This is a genomic window from Pseudomonas sp. NCHU5216 (assembly GCF_052156495.1).
Lineage (GTDB): Bacteria > Pseudomonadota > Gammaproteobacteria > Pseudomonadales > Pseudomonadaceae > Aquipseudomonas.
Genome location: NZ_JBQLIX010000031.1, coordinates 37413 through 57001 on the forward strand (window position 1 = coordinate 37413; position 19589 = coordinate 57001).

Here is a 19589-nt window from a genome sequence, read left to right on the forward strand (position 1 = left end):
TCGACAGGGTGTGAATCGCGTAGGGTGAACCCAGTAGCGCGCCCATGCAAACAGACAAACCGGTCATAGCGCGTACTCGCGCAGCAGTACGCCACCCGACACCTGAGAACCCATGAGCGAGATCAGCAGCCCACGCCCGCTTCCTCCCCCCTCCTCGCCGCCAATTCGCAGCAGCGCGACGGCGGCGGACATGGCCGTGCGCCTGCTGCAGCCGCTGGAAGGCATGCTGGCCGCCGGGGAAAGCGCCAAGGCCGAAGTGGTGGCCGTGCGCGAGCAGGCGCAGAGCTTCCAACTGCTACTGAAACTGACCCTGGAAGGTGGCAAGCAGACCACCCTGCAAGCCGAGAGCCCGCGCCCGCTAGCCCAGGGCAGCGCCCTGGTGGTCACCGCGCTGTCCGACACCCGCCTGGCCCTGGCGCTGCAGGCTGGGGGCGACAAGGCGCTGACCAGCCTCGACCTGCAACAACTGCCTCTCGGCACTCTGGTGCAGGGCAAGGTGATCAGCCGTGAGCCCTTGCCTCTGCCCGCGCAGAACGCCCAGCAGGTCTATCGCCTGCTGGTCAACCTGCTCAACACGCCGCTGGCCGGCAGCAAGCTGGCCGTCGACAGCCCCATGCCATTGCCAGTCGGCAGCCTGCTCAGCGCTCAGGTGCAAGGCAGCCAGAGCCTGAGCTTCCTGCCTTTGAGCGGCCGCCTGGATCAACTGGTGCTGGGCCAGCAACTGGCCGCCCAGCAGAACCGCCAGGGATCTCTGGAGGGCCTGTTCAAAGGCTTGCAGAACCTGGCCGGAGGCGATGAAAGCCTGCGTACCAGCATCGACAAACTGCTCGGAGCCCTGCCCAGCAGCGATCAGCTCAGCACCGCCAAGGGCTTGGCCAAGGCCCTGGAAAGCAGCGGAGCGCTGCTCGAGGCCAAGCTGCTGCATGGCCAGACCAGCGCGTTGCCACAGGATCTGAAAGCCAACCTGCTGCGCCTGATCGCCCAGGTGCTGCCGCAAACGCCGGGCGGTGCCGCCACCCTGGCCGGGCTGCAGGGCGCCGTCAGCCAGAACCTGCCGGCCATGGCGCGGCAGATGCTGGGTATCAACAGCAGCGGCAGCTCGGCCCGCCAACAGGCACTGAGCTTCCCCCTGCCCTCGCGCCTGCTGCAGAACATGGAAGAAGGTGAAGCCGATCTGGAAGCCCTGCTGAAGCTGGCCGCCGCAGCCATTTCCCGCCTGCAGACCCACCAGTTATCGAGCCTGGCGCAGACCCAGGTGGATGCCAATGGCAACCTGCTGACCACCTGGCAACTGGAACTGCCCATGCGCCACCAGCAGGAGATCATCCCGCTGCAGATCAAGCTGCAACGCGAAGAAGGCAATGCCAAGGGGCAGAAGAACGAACAGAAGGAAACCCTCTGGCGCATCGACCTGGCCTTCGACCTGGAACATCTGGGCCCACTGCAGGTACGTGCGCAATTGTTGCGCGGCAGCCTGTCCAGCCAGCTATGGGCCGAGCGGGCCGAAACCACGGCGCTGATCAACGCCGAGCTGGGCAACCTGCGTGAGCGCCTGCAGGCTGCCGGCCTGGAGGTCGGTGAACTGGCCTGCAGCCAGGGCATGCCACCGCAGGGGCCGAAGACCTCGCTGGAACAACGCTGGGTGGATGAAACCGCATGAGCCGCAAACAACAACCCGCCGCTCGCCAGGCCATCGCCCTCAACTACGACGGGCAGAGCGCGCCTTTGCTCAGCGCCAAGGGTGACGACGAACTGGCCGAGGCCATCCTCGCCATCGCCCGCGAATACGAAGTGCCGATCTACGAGAATGCCGAGCTGGTGCGTCTGCTGGCACGCCTGGAGCTGGGCGATGCCATCCCCGAATCGCTGTACCGCTGCATTGCCGAGATCATCGCCTTCGCCTGGCACCTCAAGGGCAAGACGCCACCAGGTTTCCAGGCGCCAGAGGACGAGCGCGACGTCACCCCGCCCCTGCCCCGCCTTTCTGGCCCGGCGCCCAAATAAGTGAATATTGGTTCTTCGCATTTTTGGGGGAATGCTTGGTTGACACCGGGCTGGCGAGTTTGTGTGTTATTTGGTGTTCTGGACGCCGCTTCGGTGTGTTCGGAAACTTCTTGTTTCGCCCCCTCGGGCGACTCACTTTTCTTTGAAATCGGATTGCCGCCCAGCGCAAAGAAAAGTAAGCAAAAGAAACGCACCCCCGCCATCCGGGTCTCGCTTCGCTCGTCTCCCCTCACTCCGGCACCGCTCCGGGGTCGGCGTACATGGGCCATCCCTGACCCATTACGCGGGGCCGCCATCGGTATCTCGTGGCATCCATGCCACTCGCCCCCTGCGCAATGCCTACGTTCGGCCTCCTGAAGGGGGAGTTAGCGCGCCTGAACGTACAGTTGTTCCGAGCATGCGCGGCGTGTTCTGGTAGCTGTGAACTCGCGACTGGGTCGTCGAGTTAAACCAATAGTTTCATTCGCGTAGGGCGTACTCGCGGAGCAGTACGCCGTTGGTGGGAGTATTGGACGTGAGCCGTGGTGCCGAACTGGACATGGCCCGGCGGACTGTTCGCTGGCGCTCCTGAGTCCGCCCTACGGCTGCCCCTTCAAGCATTCCGCACTGCTTCTGGGTTACCTCGGGTTCAGGCGCGTGCAGAGCCCGCCCAGGAGGGCGAACGGAATCGTCGTGGAAGAGGTTGAGCGGCATGGATGCCGCGAGAGCCGCGATGGGCCAGGGATGGCCCACCGCGGCGGGCCTCTGGAACGGCGATGGAGTGAGCGAACCCTGGCGCAGCCAGGGCCGGATGACCGGGCGGAGGGTTTTGGTTACTTTTGCCCGTCAAAAGTGACTCGCCCGGGAGGGCGAAACAAAAAACATCAACAAAAACGCGGCAATTCGGAACAGACACAAGAACAACCAACACCCCGTATTGCCAGTCCAGTGTCAATACTGTTTTTCCCGAGATTCCGCGAAGAACCTGAATATTGGGAGTTACACCTGTTTGCTGCGCGGCTGATGCAAGCGGCTGATCAGCTCGGCCTCGGCCTTGCTCAAGCCACAGGACTGGGTGAGGTCATCGACACTGGCGCCCATGCCCACCAGGCGCGCCGCCTGGGTGAAGGACAGGCTGTTGGGGTCGCGCTGTTCGATCTGGCTGACCTTGTCCGGCAACGGCGCCACCACACGACGCAGCTCGTGCAGCTCCTCACCCATGCGGATGCTGCCGGTCAGGTAGGCGTCCAGGCGCTTGGTCAGCTCGCGAATCCGCGCATCGCGCACGGCGTCGCGCTTGGCCTGCTCCGCCAGCAAGCGTTGCTGACTGCGGTACAGGCCGTTGCAGACGATGCCCAATGCCACACATAGCAGCGCCACCAAGGCCAGGGCCGCAGCGAGCATGGCGAACTCGGACATGGCTCAGATGCTCTCCAGCTCCGACCACTCTTCCTCGGACATCATCTTGTCCAGTTCGACCAGAATCAGCAGTTCGCCGTTCTTGTTGCACACGCCCTGGATGAACTTGGCCGTCTCGTCGTTGCCAACGTTCGGCGCCGTCTCGACTTCCGATTGGCGCAGGTAGACCACCTCGGCGACGCTGTCGACCAGGATGCCCACCACCTGCTTGTCGGCCTCGATGATGACGATACGGGTGTTGTCGGTGACCGGCGCCGAGCCCAGGCCGAAGCGCTGGCGGGTATCGATCACGGTGACCACGTTGCCGCGCAGGTTGATGATGCCCAGCACGTAGCTCGGCGCCCCCGGCACCGGCGCGATCTCGGTGTAGCGCAGGACTTCCTGCACCTGCATCACGTTGATGCCGTAGGTTTCGTTGTCCAGGCGAAAGGTCACCCACTGCAGAATCGGATCTTCGGCACCTTGTGCAGAACTTTTCTTCATGTCCCTAGCCTCGTCAAAAACCGCTCAGTGCGGCACGCGCGGTTGAACCCGCTTGTCATTAACTATAGAGCCCGTTTGCCCGGACTCACCAATTCTCAGTGTGCTTTTCCACCAGCCATGCCCTTGACGGCACCGCTGGCGATCAATTCGGCAAGGGCTTCGACGTCGAGCAAGGCACACATCTGCTCGATCACAGTGCCCGCCAGCCAGGGGCGTTGCGTACGCTGACTGCGCCACTTCACCTCGCTGGGGTCGAGGCGGATCGAGCGGCTGACCTGGTGCACCGCCAATCCCCACTCGTAGCCGCCTACGGAAATCACGTATTGCAGGCCTTCGCGGAAGTCGTCCCGATAACGGTCGGGCATTACCCAGCGCGCCGTATCCAGCACCTTGAGGTTGCCAGACTGGCCGGGCAGTAGGCCGAGAAACCAGTCCGGCTGGCCGAACAGCGGCGTCAGCTCCTGGCCTTCGAGCGGATAGATCGAGCCCAGGCAGACCAGTGGCACGGCCAGGGTCAGGCCGGCGACATCGAACAACAGGCACTCGAACGGCTCCTCGGCCCAGGCAGGTCTGCCATCGAGCGAAGGGCCAAGCGGCGGCGTGGGCGCTTCGCCTTGCGTTGCCGTCACCGGCGGTGCCAGCTCGATCACTGGCGCAGGCGCCTGCACCTCGGGCTCCAGGGGTACTGCGCGCACCTCGGGTACCACCGGTGCTGGCTGCACCAGCGGCTCGACGGGCGCCGGCTTCGCCAGGGGTTCGACCAGCACAGGCTTGGCCACGGGCGGCACCATACGAGCATCGCGTATCTGTTCTTCGAGCACCGCCGCCTCGAACTCGTCGAGGCTGACGGACATTTCCAGCTCGACGGCGGCTTCCTGCAGCAGACCGTCGAGGTAGGACTGCAGAGCCAGTTGCGAGCGCGTGGCGGTGGCGAGGGGACGACTCATGGATGAATCCCGTGATGAAAACCTGTACAGCTTATCGGCCGCACAGTGACCCGGCTTGAGTGCAGTTCAGCATAGACCGGCATTTCAGGCTACCTGCGCGGCAGGCTGATGGTTCAGCAGGTGCTTGAGCAGCGCGCGATAGGCGATCACGCCACGGCTGGTGGGGTCGAACTGCGACGGCGTGCGCCCTGCCCGGCTGGCATCACGCAGACGGGTATCCACCGGCACGTAGGCCGGCCAGAGGTTGTCGGGATAGGTGTTGCGCAAGAGTTTAAGGGTGCTCATCGAAGCCTGGGTACGCCGATCGAACAGGGTCGGAACGATGGTATAGGGCAGTGCCTGCTTGCGCGAACGGTTGATCATGGTCAGCGTGGTGATCATCCGCTCCAGGCCCTTGACCGCGAGAAACTCGGTCTGCACCGGAATCACCAGTTGCTGGCTGGCAGCCAGGGCGTTGACCATCAGCACGCCGAGCAGCGGCGGGCTGTCGATGATGGCGTGGTCGTAGTCTTCCCAGAGCTGCGCCAGGCTCTTGGCGATGACCAAGCCGAGGCCGCTCTGCCCGGGCGACTGGCGCTCCAGCGTGGCCAGGGCAGTGCTCGAAGGCAGCAGGGCGATGTTGTCATGGCTGGTGCCATGCAGCAGTTGCTTGGGCAGGCCCTGCGGCACGTTGCCCTGATGCAGGAACAGGTCGAAGCAGCTATGTTCCAGCACATCGGGGTCGTGCCCGAAGTAACTGGTCATGGACCCATGCGGGTCGAGGTCGACGACGATCACACGCTTGCCGGCATCGGCCAACAGGCCTGCCAGGGCGATGGACGTGGTGGTCTTGCCGACACCACCTTTCTGATTGGCTACTGCCCAGACTTTCATGTTCTCTCATCCTCCCGGCGCGACGCGTTGAAGCCGAGAATGGCTGTCACCGATACCGCACGGTGACCGATAAATTGACGGCTCACGGTTGCGCGGCCCCCTGCCCTGGCGCTGTAGCAGGTTGCGTGCCAGCACCGCCTTGCTGAGCCGCCGTACTGCCGCTGTTGCGGCGGTTATCCAGATCACGCGAGATTACCAGTACCACACGGCGGTTGCGCGCACGCCCCTCGGGCGTGGAGTTGTCGGCTACCGGCTGGTATTCACCATACCCCACTGCGGATAAACGTGCAGGCTTGACGCCATCCATGGCCAGCATGCGCACGATGCTGGCAGCGCGTGCCGCAGACAACTCCCAGTTGGTTGGGAACTGGCTGGTCTGAATCGGCAGGTTGTCGGTGAAGCCTTCCACCTTCACCGGGTTCTCGTAAGGCGCCAAAATCTTGGCGACCTTCTCGATGATGTCGAACGCCTTGTCGTTGGGCAAGGCATCACCACTGGGAAACAGCAGGCTCGAACTCAGCTCGATCTCGATCCACATCTCGTTGCCACGGATGGTCAACTGATCGCTCTGCAGCAGATCGCCAAAGGCGTCACGCACGCTGGAGGCGATGCTGCGCAGGGTATTGTCGGTCATCTCGCTGTCGTCGTCCGGCGCCTGCGAGCCACGCGGGCGCTCCTCTCCGACAGGGATGGGCTTGACCGAACGATCCGGCTGGTTGAACACCCCGGTCAGGGAATCCGAAAGAATCTTGTACTTGCCTTCGTTGATCGAGGAGATCGAGTACATCACCACGAAGAAGGCGAACAGCAAGGTGATGAAGTCGGCGTAGGATACCAACCAGCGTTCGTGATTCTCGTGTTCTTCCTGATGCCGTCTGCGCGCCATGCCATACCTCCATCAGTCCATGAAGCCTTGCAGCTTCAGCTCGATGGAACGCGGGTTCTCGCCTTCGGCAATCGACAGGATGCCCTCCAGGAGCATCTCGCGATAACGCGACTGGCGCAGCGCGATGGACTTGAGCTTGTTGCCCGCCGGCAACAGCAGCAGGTTGGCGAAGCCGACGCCGTAGATGGTCGCCACGAACGCCACGGCAATGCCGCTGCCGAGCATAGCGGGATCAGCCAGGTTACCCATGACGTGAATCAGCCCCATCACCGCACCGATGATGCCGATGGTCGGCGCGTAGCCGCCCATGCTCTCGAACACCTTGGCCGCCTGCATGTCGCGTGCTTCCTGGGTGTAGAGATCGACTTCGAGAATGCTGCGAATGGCCTCCGGCTCGGCGCCATCGACCAGCAGTTGCAAGCCCTTGCGCGCGTAGGCATCGGGCTCGGCGTCAGCTACCGCCTCCAGGCCGAGCAACCCCTCCTTGCGCGCCACCGTGCTCCAGCCGACCACGCGCTCGATACCGCCGAGCAGGTCGATGCGCGGCGGGAAGAAGATCCAGCGCAGCACGCTCATCGAGCGCTTGAACACGTTGATCGGCGTCTGCAGGAAGGCCGCCCCCAGGGTACCGCCAATGACGATCAGCGCTGCCGGGCCATTGAGCAGCGCCGAAGCATGCCCGCCTTCGAGGTAGTTGCCGCCGAGAATGGCGACGAACGCCAGGATGACGCCAATGAGGCTCAGAACATCCATGCAGGCTCGCCCGCATCAAGCATCATCACTGACAGGCCTCGGTCAGGTGGCGACCGATCTCGTCGAGGTCGTAGACCGCATCGGCCAGATCGGCCTTGACCACCGCCATCGGCATGCCATAGATCACGCAACTGGCCTCGTCCTGAGCCCAGACCTGACTGCCACTCTGCTTGAGCAGACGCGCGCCCTCGCGACCATCGGCCCCCATGCCGGTGAGCACCACGGCCAGCACCTTGTCATGGAAGGACTTGGCAGCCGAACCGAAGGTGATGTCGACGCAAGGCTTGTAGTTGAGACGCTCGTCACCCGGCAGGATTCTCACCGCGCCGCGGGCATCGACCATCATCTGCTTGCCGCCCGGCGCCAGCAGCGCCAGGCCAGGGCGCATGATGTCGCCATCCTCGGCCTCCTTGACCTGGATTCGGCATAGCTTGTCCAGGCGCTCGGCGAAGGCCTTGGTGAAGGCCGCCGGCATGTGCTGGATCAGCACGATGGGGGCCGGAAAATTGGCGGGCAGTTGAGTCAGCACGCGCTGCAGGGCCACCGGCCCGCCGGTGGAGGTGCCAATGGCCACCAGCCTGTAGGCCTTGCGCTTGGGCGCGGCAGAATGGCCGCCAGTTGCCGGGGTACGCACGGGCGCCGCCGGTGCCGGTGCAGGTACCGGCCGGGCAGGCGCGGCTGGGCGCGGCGAGGCCGGTGCGGGTGTAGCAACGGCTGCCGGCGCCACGGCTGCGGAGCTGAAACGACGATTGCTGCGCGCGATGGTGTGCACCTTCTCGCAGAGCATCTGCTGAACCTTCTGCGGGTTGCGCGAGATGTCCTCGAAATTCTTCGGCAGGAAGTCCACCGCCCCTGCATCCAGCGCATCGAGGGTGACCCGCGCGCCTTCGTGCGTCAGCGAAGAGAACATCAACACCGGGGTCGGGCAACGCTGCATGATGTTACGCACGGCCGTGATGCCATCCATCATCGGCATCTCGTAATCCATGGTGATCACGTCCGGCTTGAGAGCCAGCGCCTGATCGATCGCTTCACGCCCGTTGGTGGCCGTACCCACTACCTGAATGCTGGGGTCGGCGGACAGAATTTCCGTAACACGCCGGCGAAAGAAGCCGGAGTCGTCCACCACCAGAACCTTGACAGCCATACACTCTCCTAGACGACGCGAGCACGGCCCGCGCCGCAAACCATCAGAAACGTCGAGCGTAGCGCTTGAGCATACTCGGGACGTCGAGAATCAACGCGATGCGGCCATCGCCCGTGATCGTGGCCCCGGACATACCCGGGGTGCCCTGGAGCATCTTGCCCAGTGGCTTGATCACCACCTCTTCCTGGCCGACCAACTGGTCGACGACGAAGCCGATGCGTTGGCTACCCACGGTGAGGATTACCACATGGCCCTCACGCTGCTCCTCCTGGAACGCCTGCGGTACCAGCCAGCGCTTGAGGTAGAACAGCGGCAGGGCCTTGTCGCGCACGATCACCACCTCCTGACCGTCGACCACGTTGGTGCGCGACAGGTCGAGGTGGAAGATCTCGTTGACGTTGACCAGCGGGAAGGCGAAGGCCTGGTTGTCCAGCATGACCATCAGCGTCGGCATGATCGCCAGGGTCAGCGGCACCTTGATGATGATCTTCGAGCCCTGGCCCTTCTGCGAGAACACGTTGACCGTGCCGTTGAGCTGGGAAATCTTGGTCTTGACCACATCCATGCCGACACCGCGGCCGGACACGTCGGAGATCTCGGTCTTGGTCGAGAACCCCGGCGCGAAGATCAGGTTGTAGCACTCGAACTCGTTGAGGCGATCGGCCGCATCCTTGTCCAGCAAGCCTTTCTCCACGGCCTTGGCCCGCAGGATGTCGGCATCCATGCCCTTGCCGTCATCGGTGATCGACAGCAGGATATGGTCGCCTTCCTGCTCGGCCGACAGCACCACGCGACCGGCCCGGGCCTTGCCGGCCTTCTCACGCTCTTCCGGGGTTTCCACGCCGTGGTCGACGGCGTTGCGCACCAAGTGCACCAGCGGGTCGGCCAGGGCCTCCACGAGGTTCTTGTCGAGATCGGTTTCTTCGCCTACCAGCTCGAGGTTGATTTCCTTCTTCAGGTTACGCGCCAGGTCACGAACCAACCGCGGGAAACGGCCGAACACCTTCTTGATCGGCTGCATGCGGGTCTTCATCACAGAGGTCTGCAGATCCGCCGTCACCACATCGAGGTTGGACACCGCCTTGGACATGGCCTCGTCGCCACTGTTGAGCCCCAGGCGCACCAGGCGGTTACGCACCAGCACCAGTTCGCCGACCATGTTCATGATCTCGTCCAGGCGCGCGGTATCGACTCGCACGGTGGTTTCGGCCTCACTGGCCGCCGGCTTCTCGGCAGCGGCTGCGGATCCAGCAGGTGCTCGGGCTGCCGCTGGCTCGACCTTGGCAGCGGGCTTGGCCACGGGCGCCACAGGGGTTATGGGGGCAGGCTTGGCCGGTTCTGGCTTGCTGGCCGCAGCAGCAGGCGCTGGGGCAGCGGGCGGCACGAACTTGCCCTTGCCATGCAGCTCGTCGAGCAGCGACTCGAACTCGCTATCGGTGATCTCGTCGCTGGCCGGGGCCGCTGGCGCCGCCTCACTGCTCGGGGCCGCCGGGCTCTTGGCCGGTGCGGCTGGCGCAGCGAACTGCCCCTTGCCGTGCAACTGATCGAGCAGCGCCTCGAACTCATCGTCGGTGATTTCGTCACCGGCAGGCTCGCTTGCCGGCGCACTGGCAGCCGCGGCGGCTGGCGCAGTTGCGGCTGCCGGTGCGGAGAACTGGCCCTTGCCGTGCAACTGATCGAGCAGCGACTCGAACTCGTCATCGGTGATTTCATCGCTGGCACTGGAAGCAGCTGCCGGCGACTCGGCGGCCGCCTCGTCGCCCAGGGCATCGAGCAACTGGGCGAATTCGCTGTCTGTGATATCGGAAGAGGCAGGCGCCGCGGCAACAGGCTCGGGCTCAGGCTCTGGTTCCGGCTGCGCAACCTCTTCGGCCACCGGCGCGGGGCTGGCCGCCTGCTCGGCACCGGCCGGCTCGGCCAGACGCGCCAGCGCCGCCAGCAGCTCGGGCGAGGCTGGGGTCAGCTCGGTACGCTCGCGTACCTGGTTGAACATGCCGTTGACCGCATCCAGCGCGGCCAGCACCACGTCCATCAGCTCGGCATCAACGCGGCGCTCGCCCTTGCGCATGATGTCGAAGACGTTCTCGGCAATGTGGCAGCACTCCACCAGCTCATGGAGCTGGAGGAAGCCCGCGCCACCCTTGACGGTGTGGAAGCCACGGAAGATGGCATTGAGCAGGCTCATGTCATCCGGTCGACTTTCCAGTTCGACCAACTGCTCGGACAACTGCTCGAGAATCTCTCCGGCCTCTACCAGGAAGTCCTGGAGAATCTCTTCATCGGCGCCGAAGCTCATGGGGGTGCTCCTTAGAATCCAAGACTGGACAGCAGGTCGTCGACATCGTCCTGACTGGAGGCGACATCATCACGCTTATCGGCATGAATCTGCGGACCTTCACCATGAGATGGCGCTTTTTGTTTCTGTTGTTCGGCACGCAGTACTTCGTGGTCATGCTCGATGCCGGCGAAGCGATCCACCGAGCTGGCCATCAGTACCAGCTTGAGCAGATTGCTCTCGACCTCGGTGACGAGCTGGGTGACACGCTTGATCACCTGACCGGTGAGATCCTGATAGTCCTGCGCCAGCAGGATGTCGTTGAGATGGCCGGACAACTTGTTGCCATCGCGCTCGCTGCGCGCGAGGAACAGCTCGATGCGCTTGGCCAGCTCACGGAAACCATCGGCACCGATTTCACGGCGCATGAAGCGGCCCCACTCGGCCCCCAGGCTCTGCGCTTCATCGGCCAGGTCATTGACCAGCGGCGCGCTCTGTTCGACCAGATCCATGGTGCGGTTGGCCGCCCGCTCGGTCATGGTGACCACGTAATTCAGGCGCTCGGTGGCGTCGGCGATCTGCGACAGCTCCTTGGCGTGCGGCATGCGCGGATCGAGCTGGAAATTGACGATGGCATTGTGCAGTTCGCGGGTCAGCTTGCCGACTTCGTGATACAAGCCACGGTCACGAACCTTGTTCAGTTCGTTGATCAGTTGCACCGCATTGCCGAAGTTGCCTCTTTCGAGGCTATCGACCAATTCACGGGCATTTTTCTTCAGGGACGACTCGAGTTCGCCCAGTGTGGAATCATCGTGTTCCATAGCACCCTCGCGGCCGACATCAGCCGTTGACCCGCTCGAAGATCTTCTCGATCTTTTCCTTCAGCACCTGGGCGGTGAAGGGTTTGACCACGTAGCCGTTCACACCGGCCTGAGCGGCTTCGATGATCTGGTCACGCTTGGCCTCGGCCGTGACCATCAACACCGGCAGGTGCTTGAGGCGCTCGTCGGCGCGCACCGCGCGCAGCAGGTCGATGCCGGTCATGCCGGGCATGTTCCAGTCGGTCACCAGAAAGTCGAAGCTGCCGCTTTGCAGCATGGGCAACGCCGACGTACCGTCATCAGCCTCCGCCGTGTTGGTAAAGCCCAAATCACGCAAGAGGTTCTTGATGATCCGTCGCATCGTCGAGAAATCGTCAACGATGAGGATTTTCATGTTCTTGTCCAAGTCGACCTCCGTACAGTCCCAAACGTATTGCGCTTGCAGATACGCCTTCTAATCGTGAAACCGGCCCAGCAATATCGTTGCTTCTGCCTCAACCCGCCCGCCATTCCATCAGGCGCGAGCGCAAACGCGCCGCACACTGACTATGAATCTGACTGACTCGCGACTCACTGACGCCAAGCACTTCACCGATTTCCTTCAGGTTCAGTTCTTCATCGTAATACAGCGCCAGCACCAGACGTTCACGCTCCGGCAAGCCGGCAATGGCGTTGGCCAAAGCCGCCTGGAAACGTTCATCTTCGAGATCCCGCGAAGGTTCGAGGTGGGTGTGCCCGGCTTCTTCATGCAACCCGCCGTGTTCGCCGTCCTGCAGCAGGTCGTCGAAACTGAACAGGCGGCTGCCCAAAGTGTCGCCAAGGATGCCGTAGTAATCTTCCAGACTCAATTGGAGTTCGGCCGCAACCTCATGATCTTTAGCGTCTCGCCCCGTTCTGGCCTCCACGGCGCGGATCGCATCGCTGACCATGCGGCTGTTGCGGTGCACCGAACGCGGTGCCCAATCGCCCTTGCGCACCTCGTCGAGCATGGCGCCACGGATGCGAATACCGGCGAACGTCTCGAAACTGGCGCCCTTGCTGGAGTCGTATTTGCGTGAGGCTTCGAGCAGGCCGATCATGCCGGCCTGAATCAGGTCGTCGACCTGAACGCTGGACGGCAAGCGCGCCAACAGGTGATAGGCGATGCGCTTGACCAGCGGCGCGTAGCGCTCGATCAACTGATACTGGGAATCCTGCGCCTGAGCCTTGTTGTACATACGAAGTCCAGAGGCTGCTGTCATACGGCCGAATCTGCAGTCGGTTGTTTCACCAGGCGCTCGACGAAGAACTCCAGATGACCGCGCGGGTTGGCTGGCAAGGGCCAGGTATCGACCTTCTGCGCGATCGCCTTGAACGCCAGCGCACACTTGGAGCGTGGAAAGGCCTCGTAGACGGCGCGTTGTTTCTGCACCGCCTTGCGTACGCATTCGTCGTAGGGCACGGCACCGACGTACTGCAAGGCGACATCGAGAAAACGATCCGTCACCTTGGTCAGCTTAGCAAAGAGATTGCGACCTTCCTGCGGACTGTGCGCCATGTTGGCCAGAACGCGGAAACGGCTGATGCCATGGTCACGGTTGAGCAGCTTGATCAGGGCGTAGGCGTCGGTGATCGAGGTGGGCTCGTCGCACACGACGACGAGAATCTCCTGAGCCGCGCGAACGAAGCTGACCACCGCATCGCCGATGCCGGCAGCGGTATCGATCACCAGCACGTCGAGGTTCTCGCTGATGTCGCTGAAGGCCTGGATCAGGCCGGCATGCTGCATCGGTGACAGGTTGACCATGCTCTGCGTACCGGACGCTGCCGGCACGATGCGGATGCCACCAGGCCCTTGCAGCAGCACTTCACGCAGCTCGCACTCACCGGCGATCACGTCGGCCAAGGTGCGCTTGGGGGTCAGCCCCAGCAACACGTCGACATTGGCCAGACCCAGGTCGGCGTCCATGAGCATGACTCGGCGACCGAGATCGGCCAGGGCCATGGACAGATTCACCGACACGTTGGTCTTGCCGACGCCACCCTTGCCGCCGGTCACCGCGATCACCTGTACGGGATGCATACCCATGTTCTCTACACACCTTGTCTAACTTCGACTTGGCCTAGCGGCCGTTAGTCCCTGCAGAAAAAAACGCAGGGCTTGCAACACTTTAGCGCGTCAGCCGACTCGCCGCGCGGTTCCTTGATAAAGACCGGCGAACAATTGCGCCATGGCATCCTCGCTCGGCTCTTCGGCGGCTTGCAGGCTCACGGCGCGGCTGACCAACTGATGGCTACGCGGCACCTGCAGATCATCCGGAATACGTGGCCCATCAGTGACATAGGCTACCGGCAGACGCTGGCCTATGGCCAGGCCCAAAACCTCGCCCAGGCTCGCCGCCTCGTCCAGCTTGGTCAGTATGCAGCCGGCAAGACCGCAGCGCTTATAACTATGGTAGGCCGCTTTCAGCACTTGGTTTTGACTGGTAGCAGCCAGAACCAGATAATTTTTCGCCTTCAACCCGCGTGCGGCCAGGCTCTCGAGCTGCAGGCGCAGGGCCGGGTCATTGCTTGGCAGGCCGGCGGTATCGATCAGCACCACGCGTTTCTTCGCCACAGGCGCCAGGGCTTGCAGCAGAGACTGCCCTGGGTCGACCTGAGTCACCGAGACGCCAAGGATGCGCCCGAGGGTCTTGAGCTGCTCCTGCGCACCGATGCGGTAACTGTCCATGCTCACCAGGGCGACCTGCTGGGCGCCATGCTTGAGCACGTAGCGCGCCGCCAGCTTGGCCAACGTGGTGGTCTTGCCCATGCCGGCCGGGCCGACCAGGGCGATCACCCCGCCCTCTTCCAATGGCTCGACCTTGGGCGTCTTGATGGCATGAGCCAGGTGCGCCAGCATCATGCGCCAGGCCTGGCGCGGCTCGTTGATGGTGTTCACACGCTCGAGCAGCAGTTGCGCCAGGTCGGCCGACAGGCCCATGCGTTGCAGGCGGCGCCACAGGTTGGCCTGCTGTGGGCGACGGTTCTGCATCTGTCCCCAGGCGATGCTGCCCAGTTGCACTTCGATCAGCTCACGCAGGCCGTGCAGCTCGAAGCGCATGGCGTCCAGCGCGCGCGGATCGACACTCGGAGCAGGTGCAGGCTTCTCCGCCAGCGGGCGCTGCGGCTTGACCGGAGTGACCGGCAACTCCGGCGCCACCAGCGAGTCATTGGCAAAAAGTTGACGGTCTTTCAGGGCATCTTCTTCGCTACGGGTGGCCAGCTCGGCCTGGGCGTTGGCGATGCGTGCCTGGGTCTTGCGCAGCTCGGCCTCCAGGGCCGGATTCGGCCGCACTGGCGTAGGCGTGACCTGATAGTCCAGCGCAGCGGTCAGCTCGACGCCACCGGCCACGCGGCGGTTGCCGATGATGGCAGCGTCGGCGCCCAGCTCATCGCGCACCAGTTTCATGGCGGTTCGCATATCGGCAGCGAAGAAGCGTTTGACCTGCATGACCCTTTACCTCAGTTCTGGCCCACAGTGGCGACTATGGTGACCTGCTTGTTGTCCGGAATTTCCTGATAAGCCAGCACGTGGATGCTGGGTACTGCCAGCCGCGCGAAGCGCGACAGCATCGCCCGGATCGGGCCGGCCACCAGCAGGATCACCGGTTTGCCGAGCATTTCCTGGCGCTGCGCCGCATCCACCAGGGAACGCTGCAGCTTGTCGGCCATGCCAGGTTCGAGGAGGATGCCATCCTCACTGCCCTGACCGGCCTTCTGCATACTGTTCAGCAATATCTGTTCCAACCTGGGCTCGAGTGTGATCACAGGCAGCTCGGGCTCATGCCCGACGATGCCTTGGACGATTGCGCGGGCCAGCGAGACGCGCACCGCCGCCACCATCGCGGCGGGATCTTGACTCTTCGGCGCGACGTTGGCGATGGCCTCGGCGATGGTGCGGATATCCCGTACCGGCACCTGCTCCTGCAGCAGCGCCTGCAGCACCTTGAGCAAGGTGGACAGCGACACCAGCCCCGGTACCAGTTCCTCGGCCAGCTTCGGTGAGCTCTTGGCCAGCAGTTGCATGAGCTGCTGCACTTCCTCGTGGCCGAGCAACTCGTGGGCATGTTTGTGCAGGATCTGGTTGAGATGGGTGGCCACCACGGTACTGGCATCGACCACGGTGTAGCCGAGCGACTGCGCCTGGTCACGCTGGCTGGGGTCGATCCAGACCGCTTCCAGACCGAATGCCGGATCCTTGGCGGCAACCCCGTTGAGCGGGCCGAACACCTGCCCAGGGTTGATCGCCAGCTCGCGGTCGGGGAAGACCTCGGCTTCGGCGACGCTGACGCCCATCAGGGTCAGACGGTAGGCGTTGGGGGCCAGGTCGAGGTTGTCGCGGATATGCACCGAGGGCATGAGAAAACCCATCTCCTGCGACAGTTTCTTGCGAACCCCCTTGATCCGCGCCAGCAACTGCCCGCCCTGGTTGCGGTCGACCAGCGGAATCAGGCGGTAGCCCACCTCCAGGCCGACCATGTCCACCGGGGTTACGTCGTCCCAGCCCAGTTCCTTGACCTCCTGGGCCTTCTGCGCCGGCAGCAGTTCCTGCTGACGCTGCACTTCCTTGACTTCCTCTTCCTTGACTTTGCGGTTCTTGTGCGCGATCCAGTAGGCGCCACCGGCCGCCACCAGGCCCAGGCTGATGAAGGAAAAGTGCGGCATGCCCGGCACCAGGCCCATGGCGATGAGGATGGCCGCGGCCACCGCCAGCGCCTTGGGCGAGGCGAACATCTGCCGATTGACCTGCGCGCCCATGTCTTCGGAGGTGGATACGCGGGTCACCATCACCGCGGCGGCGGTGGACAGCAGCAACGAGGGAATCTGCGCCACCAGGCCGTCACCGATGGTCAGCAGGGTGTAGACCTTGCCAGCGTCGGCGAAAGCCAGCTGGTGCTGCAGCACGCCGATGGCGATACCGCCGATAAGGTTGATGAAGAGGATCAGCAGGCCGGCGATGGCATCGCCACGGACGAACTTGCTGGCACCGTCCATGGAGCCGTAGAAGTCCGCCTCCTGGGCCACTTCGCCGCGACGTTTCTTGGCTTCGACCTGGTCGATCAGGCCCGCGTTGAGATCGGCATCGATGGCCATCTGCTTGCCGGGCATGGCGTCGAGGGTGAAACGCGCACTGACTTCGGAGATACGCCCGGCACCCTTGGTGACCACCACGAAGTTGATGATCATGAGGATGGCGAAGACCACGATACCAACCACGTAGTTACCGCCGATCACCACCTCGCCGAAGGCCTGGATCACCTGCCCCGCCGCGCCATGCCCCTCGTGGCCGTTGAGCAGCACCACGCGGGTCGAGGCCACGTTCAGCGCCAGGCGCAGCAGCGTGGCGGCCAGCAGGATGGTGGGAAACACGGCGAAATCCAGCGGTCGCAGCGCGTAGATGCTGACCAGCAGCACCACGATCGACAGCGCGATACTGAAGGTGAACAGCACATCGAGGAGAAACGCCGGCACCGGCAGCATCACCATGCCGAGCATCACCAGCAGCAGCAATGGAATGCCCAGATTGCCCTGGCGCAGCCCCGCCAGGTTGCTGCGAACATCACCGATGATTTGTGCGCGATCTACTGCCACTTGCCTACCCCAGCCGAATCAAACTTTTGACGCGAAACTGCGTCCTGATTGGCTAATGGCAAGAAGTGTTCCAGAAAGGCGGCTACAAGCTGCAAGCCTCAAGCTGCAAGCAAGAAAGTGCAAAAGCGCACCGCCCCCAAAGCTGGTCTTTCTTGCAGCTTGTAGCTTGCAGCTTGCCGCTCACTCATCCCTACGCAGGTCGTCTGGAATCGGCAGATCCGGCAACGGGCCGGGGCGTTTGGCCTTGCCCGCCTGGAACTGGCGGAGCTGGTAGACGTAGGCCAGCACCTGGGCCACGGCCAGGTAGAGGCCGGCGGGAATCTCCTGCTCCAGTTCGGTTGAGTAGTAGACCGCCCGCGCCAGGGCCGGCGACTCGAGCACCATGACCTTGTGCTCATTGGCGATCTCGCGAATCTTCAGGGCGATGAAGTCGTTGCCCTTGGCCAGCAACACCGGCGCCCCACCGGAGTTGGGGTCGTATTTCAGCGCCACGGCGAAGTGGGTCGGGTTGGTGATCACCACGTCGGCCTGCGGCACCGCCTGCATCATGCGCCGTTCGGCCATCTCGCGTTGCAACTGGCGAATGCGCCCCTTGACCTCGGGCTTGCCCTCGGCGTCCTTGTACTCGTCCTTGACCTCCTGCTTGGTCATCATCAGCTTCTGCTTGTGGCTCCAGAGCTGGAACGGCACATCCACGGCGGCAATCAGGATCAGCCCGCAGGACAACCAGAAGGCGCTCCAGCCCACCACCTTCAGGCTATGCAGGATGGCCGGCTCCACCGGCTCGTTGGCGATGGCCAGCAGGTCGTCCTGATCCGTGGCCAGCACCAGCAAAGCCACCGCCAGGATCACCAGGAACTTGGCGAAGGCCTTGAGCAGCTCCACCAGCGCCTGTACCGAGAACATGCGCTTGAGGCCCGCCAGCGGGTTCATTCGACTGCCCTTGGGCAACAGCGCCTCGGAGGAGAACAACCAGCCGCCCAGACCGATGGGGCCGATCACCGACGCGATCAGCAGGACGATGAAGAAGGGCTGCAGGGCCAGCAGGGTCTGCTTGCCATAGGCCAGCAGGTAGAGCGCCATGCTGTCTTCGCGCATCAGCACCTCGCGCGGCAGGCTGAAGGTGCCGCGCATCAGATCCAGCAAGGCGCTGCCAATCTGGGCACCGAACAGGATCAGCGCCGTCGTGCCGGCAAAGGTCACCGCCAGGGTGTTGAGCTCCTTGGAACGAGCGATCTGGCCTTTTTTCCGCGACTCTTCGAGCCGCTTGCCTGTGGGTTCCTCGCTCTTGTCGGCGCCGCTTTCGCTTTCCGCCATGGCTACCTCGTCTGGGCGAATTCGCCCAATTGCTGCAGGGCATCACTGGCAATGGCCTGGAACAGGCTGCCGAAGTCGGAAAGGCTGATCCAGAAGATCACCAGGCCCATGGCCAGGGTCAGCGGAAAGCCGATGGAGAAGATGTTCAGTTGCGGCGCCGCCCGTGTCATCACGCCGAAGGCCAGGTTGATCACCAGCAGCGCGGTGACGGCCGGCAGGGTCAGCAACAGCCCGGCGCCGATCACCCAACTGAGCTTGCCGGCCAGCTCCCAGTAGTGCTGCACCATCAGGCCCTGCCCTGGCGGCAGGCTGACGAAGCTCTCGGCGAGCACCTCCAGCACCACCAGATGACCATTGATGGCCAGAAACAGCAGGGTCACCAGCATCAGCATGAACTGCCCCAGCACCGGTACCGAGACGCCGTTGGTAGGGTCGACCATGGAGGCGAAGCCCAGGCCCATCTGCATGGCGATGATCTGCCCGGCGACGGTGAAGACGTGGAAGAACAGTTGCAGGATGAAACCGAGCATGACCCCGATCATGACCTGCTCGGCGATCAGCAGCAGGCTGCGCAGACTCAGCGCATCCACCTGCGGCATCGGCGGCAGGGTGGGCACCAGCACGACGCAGATGGCCAGTGCCAGGTACAGGCGCACGCGGGTCGGCACCAGTTGCGTACCGATGATCGGCATGACCATCAGCATGGAGGCGATGCGAAACAACGGCAGCATGAACTGGGCGATCCAGCCGCTGATCTGCGCATTGCTCAACTCCAGCATCGTGCCCGCCCCCTCAGCCTATGAGGTACGGAATGTTCTGGATCAGGTTCTGGGTGTACTCCATCAACTGGCTGACCAGCCAAGGGCCGGACCAGATCAGGGTCAGCAGCATGATCAGCAGGCGCGGCAGGAAACTCAGGGTCTGTTCGTTGATCTGCGTGGCCGCCTGGAACATGGCGACGATCAGGCCGACGACCAGGCTCGGCACCACGGCCAGGCCAACGATCAGCACGATCAGCCAGAGCGCTTCGCGAAACAGGTCAACCGCTACCTCGGGAGTCATGTGCGCCTCG

General features: G+C 63.4%; 20 protein-coding genes. 2 read left to right on the plus strand and 18 right to left on the minus strand.

Annotated elements, in window-relative coordinates:
- Positions 1-63: 63 nt before the first annotated feature.
- The gene (locus ACSVIK_RS19185) at positions 64-192 is read right to left on the minus strand and encodes a hypothetical protein (RefSeq protein WP_442445820.1); all 129 of its coding nucleotides are present in this window, start codon (positions 190-192) and stop codon (positions 64-66) included.
- On the opposite strand from ACSVIK_RS19185, the gene fliK reads away from it, so the two are divergent.
- A complete protein-coding gene (gene fliK / locus ACSVIK_RS19190; RefSeq protein ID WP_442445821.1) occupies positions 191-1660 on the plus strand; it encodes a flagellar hook-length control protein FliK in 1470 nt (489 codons plus the stop codon). The genes ACSVIK_RS19185 and fliK overlap by 2 nt on opposite strands.
- Positions 1657-2004, plus strand: coding sequence for an EscU/YscU/HrcU family type III secretion system export apparatus switch protein (locus ACSVIK_RS19195; protein WP_442445822.1), 348 nt, complete (start codon positions 1657-1659; stop codon positions 2002-2004). Before fliK ends, ACSVIK_RS19195 begins: the two co-directional genes overlap by 4 nt.
- Positions 2005-2982: 978 nt before the next feature.
- On the opposite strand, the gene ACSVIK_RS19200 is transcribed toward ACSVIK_RS19195, so the two are convergent.
- The 17 genes from ACSVIK_RS19200 to fliQ form a co-directional block, all read right to left on the minus strand.
- Positions 2983-3402: a DUF2802 domain-containing protein gene (locus tag ACSVIK_RS19200; protein ID WP_268178224.1), complete on the minus strand. Its 420-nt coding sequence runs from the start codon at positions 3400-3402 to the stop codon at positions 2983-2985.
- A 3-nt stretch (positions 3403-3405) separates the two neighbouring features.
- The gene (locus ACSVIK_RS19205; RefSeq protein WP_268178225.1) at positions 3406-3885 is read right to left on the minus strand and encodes a chemotaxis protein CheW; all 480 of its coding nucleotides are present in this window, start codon (positions 3883-3885) and stop codon (positions 3406-3408) included.
- Positions 3886-3980: 95 nt separating this feature from the next.
- The gene (locus ACSVIK_RS19210) at positions 3981-4832 is read right to left on the minus strand and encodes a chemotaxis protein CheW (protein ID WP_442445823.1); all 852 of its coding nucleotides are present in this window, start codon (positions 4830-4832) and stop codon (positions 3981-3983) included.
- A gap of 84 nt (positions 4833-4916) precedes the next feature.
- Complete coding sequence (locus tag ACSVIK_RS19215) at positions 4917-5705, minus strand: ParA family protein (RefSeq protein WP_442445824.1); 789 nt, start codon at positions 5703-5705, stop codon at positions 4917-4919.
- A gap of 82 nt (positions 5706-5787) precedes the next feature.
- Positions 5788-6591, minus strand: coding sequence for a flagellar motor protein MotD (gene motD, locus ACSVIK_RS19220; RefSeq protein WP_442445825.1), 804 nt, complete (start codon positions 6589-6591; stop codon positions 5788-5790).
- A gap of 12 nt (positions 6592-6603) precedes the next feature.
- A complete protein-coding gene (locus ACSVIK_RS19225) occupies positions 6604-7344 on the minus strand; it encodes a flagellar motor protein (protein WP_268178229.1) in 741 nt (246 codons plus the stop codon).
- Between the two features lie 25 nt (positions 7345-7369).
- Positions 7370-8491 carry a protein-glutamate methylesterase/protein-glutamine glutaminase gene (locus tag ACSVIK_RS19230; protein ID WP_442445826.1) on the minus strand — a complete coding sequence of 374 codons (1122 nt, stop codon included), beginning with the start codon at positions 8489-8491 and terminating at the stop codon, positions 7370-7372.
- A gap of 43 nt (positions 8492-8534) precedes the next feature.
- On the minus strand, positions 8535-10787 hold the full coding sequence (locus tag ACSVIK_RS19235; RefSeq protein ID WP_442445827.1) for a chemotaxis protein CheA: 2253 nt from the start codon (positions 10785-10787) through the stop codon (positions 8535-8537).
- An 11-nt stretch (positions 10788-10798) separates the two neighbouring features.
- Positions 10799-11587, minus strand: coding sequence for a protein phosphatase CheZ (locus ACSVIK_RS19240; protein WP_442445828.1), 789 nt, complete (start codon positions 11585-11587; stop codon positions 10799-10801).
- A 19-nt stretch (positions 11588-11606) separates the two neighbouring features.
- Complete coding sequence (locus ACSVIK_RS19245; RefSeq protein WP_169968482.1) at positions 11607-11981, minus strand: chemotaxis response regulator CheY; 375 nt, start codon at positions 11979-11981, stop codon at positions 11607-11609.
- A gap of 100 nt (positions 11982-12081) precedes the next feature.
- A complete protein-coding gene (fliA, locus tag ACSVIK_RS19250; protein WP_268178233.1) occupies positions 12082-12828 on the minus strand; it encodes an RNA polymerase sigma factor FliA in 747 nt (248 codons plus the stop codon).
- A complete protein-coding gene (fleN, locus tag ACSVIK_RS19255) occupies positions 12825-13655 on the minus strand; it encodes a flagellar synthesis regulator FleN (RefSeq protein WP_268178234.1) in 831 nt (276 codons plus the stop codon). Before fleN ends, fliA begins: the two co-directional genes overlap by 4 nt.
- 90 nt (positions 13656-13745) lie before the next feature.
- Positions 13746-15059: a flagellar biosynthesis protein FlhF gene (gene flhF / locus ACSVIK_RS19260; RefSeq protein ID WP_442445829.1), complete on the minus strand. Its 1314-nt coding sequence runs from the start codon at positions 15057-15059 to the stop codon at positions 13746-13748.
- An 11-nt stretch (positions 15060-15070) separates the two neighbouring features.
- Complete coding sequence (gene flhA, locus ACSVIK_RS19265; RefSeq protein ID WP_442445830.1) at positions 15071-17200, minus strand: flagellar biosynthesis protein FlhA; 2130 nt, start codon at positions 17198-17200, stop codon at positions 15071-15073.
- Positions 17201-17380: 180 nt separating this feature from the next.
- Entirely contained in the window at positions 17381-18517 is a 1137-nt protein-coding gene (gene flhB, locus ACSVIK_RS19270; protein WP_442445831.1) for a flagellar biosynthesis protein FlhB, read from the minus strand.
- 2 nt (positions 18518-18519) lie between these two features.
- On the minus strand, positions 18520-19296 hold the full coding sequence (fliR, locus tag ACSVIK_RS19275) for a flagellar biosynthetic protein FliR (protein WP_442445832.1): 777 nt from the start codon (positions 19294-19296) through the stop codon (positions 18520-18522).
- Positions 19297-19309: 13 nt separating this feature from the next.
- The gene (gene fliQ, locus ACSVIK_RS19280; protein ID WP_268178240.1) at positions 19310-19579 is read right to left on the minus strand and encodes a flagellar biosynthesis protein FliQ; all 270 of its coding nucleotides are present in this window, start codon (positions 19577-19579) and stop codon (positions 19310-19312) included.
- Positions 19580-19589 lie beyond the last annotated feature (10 nt).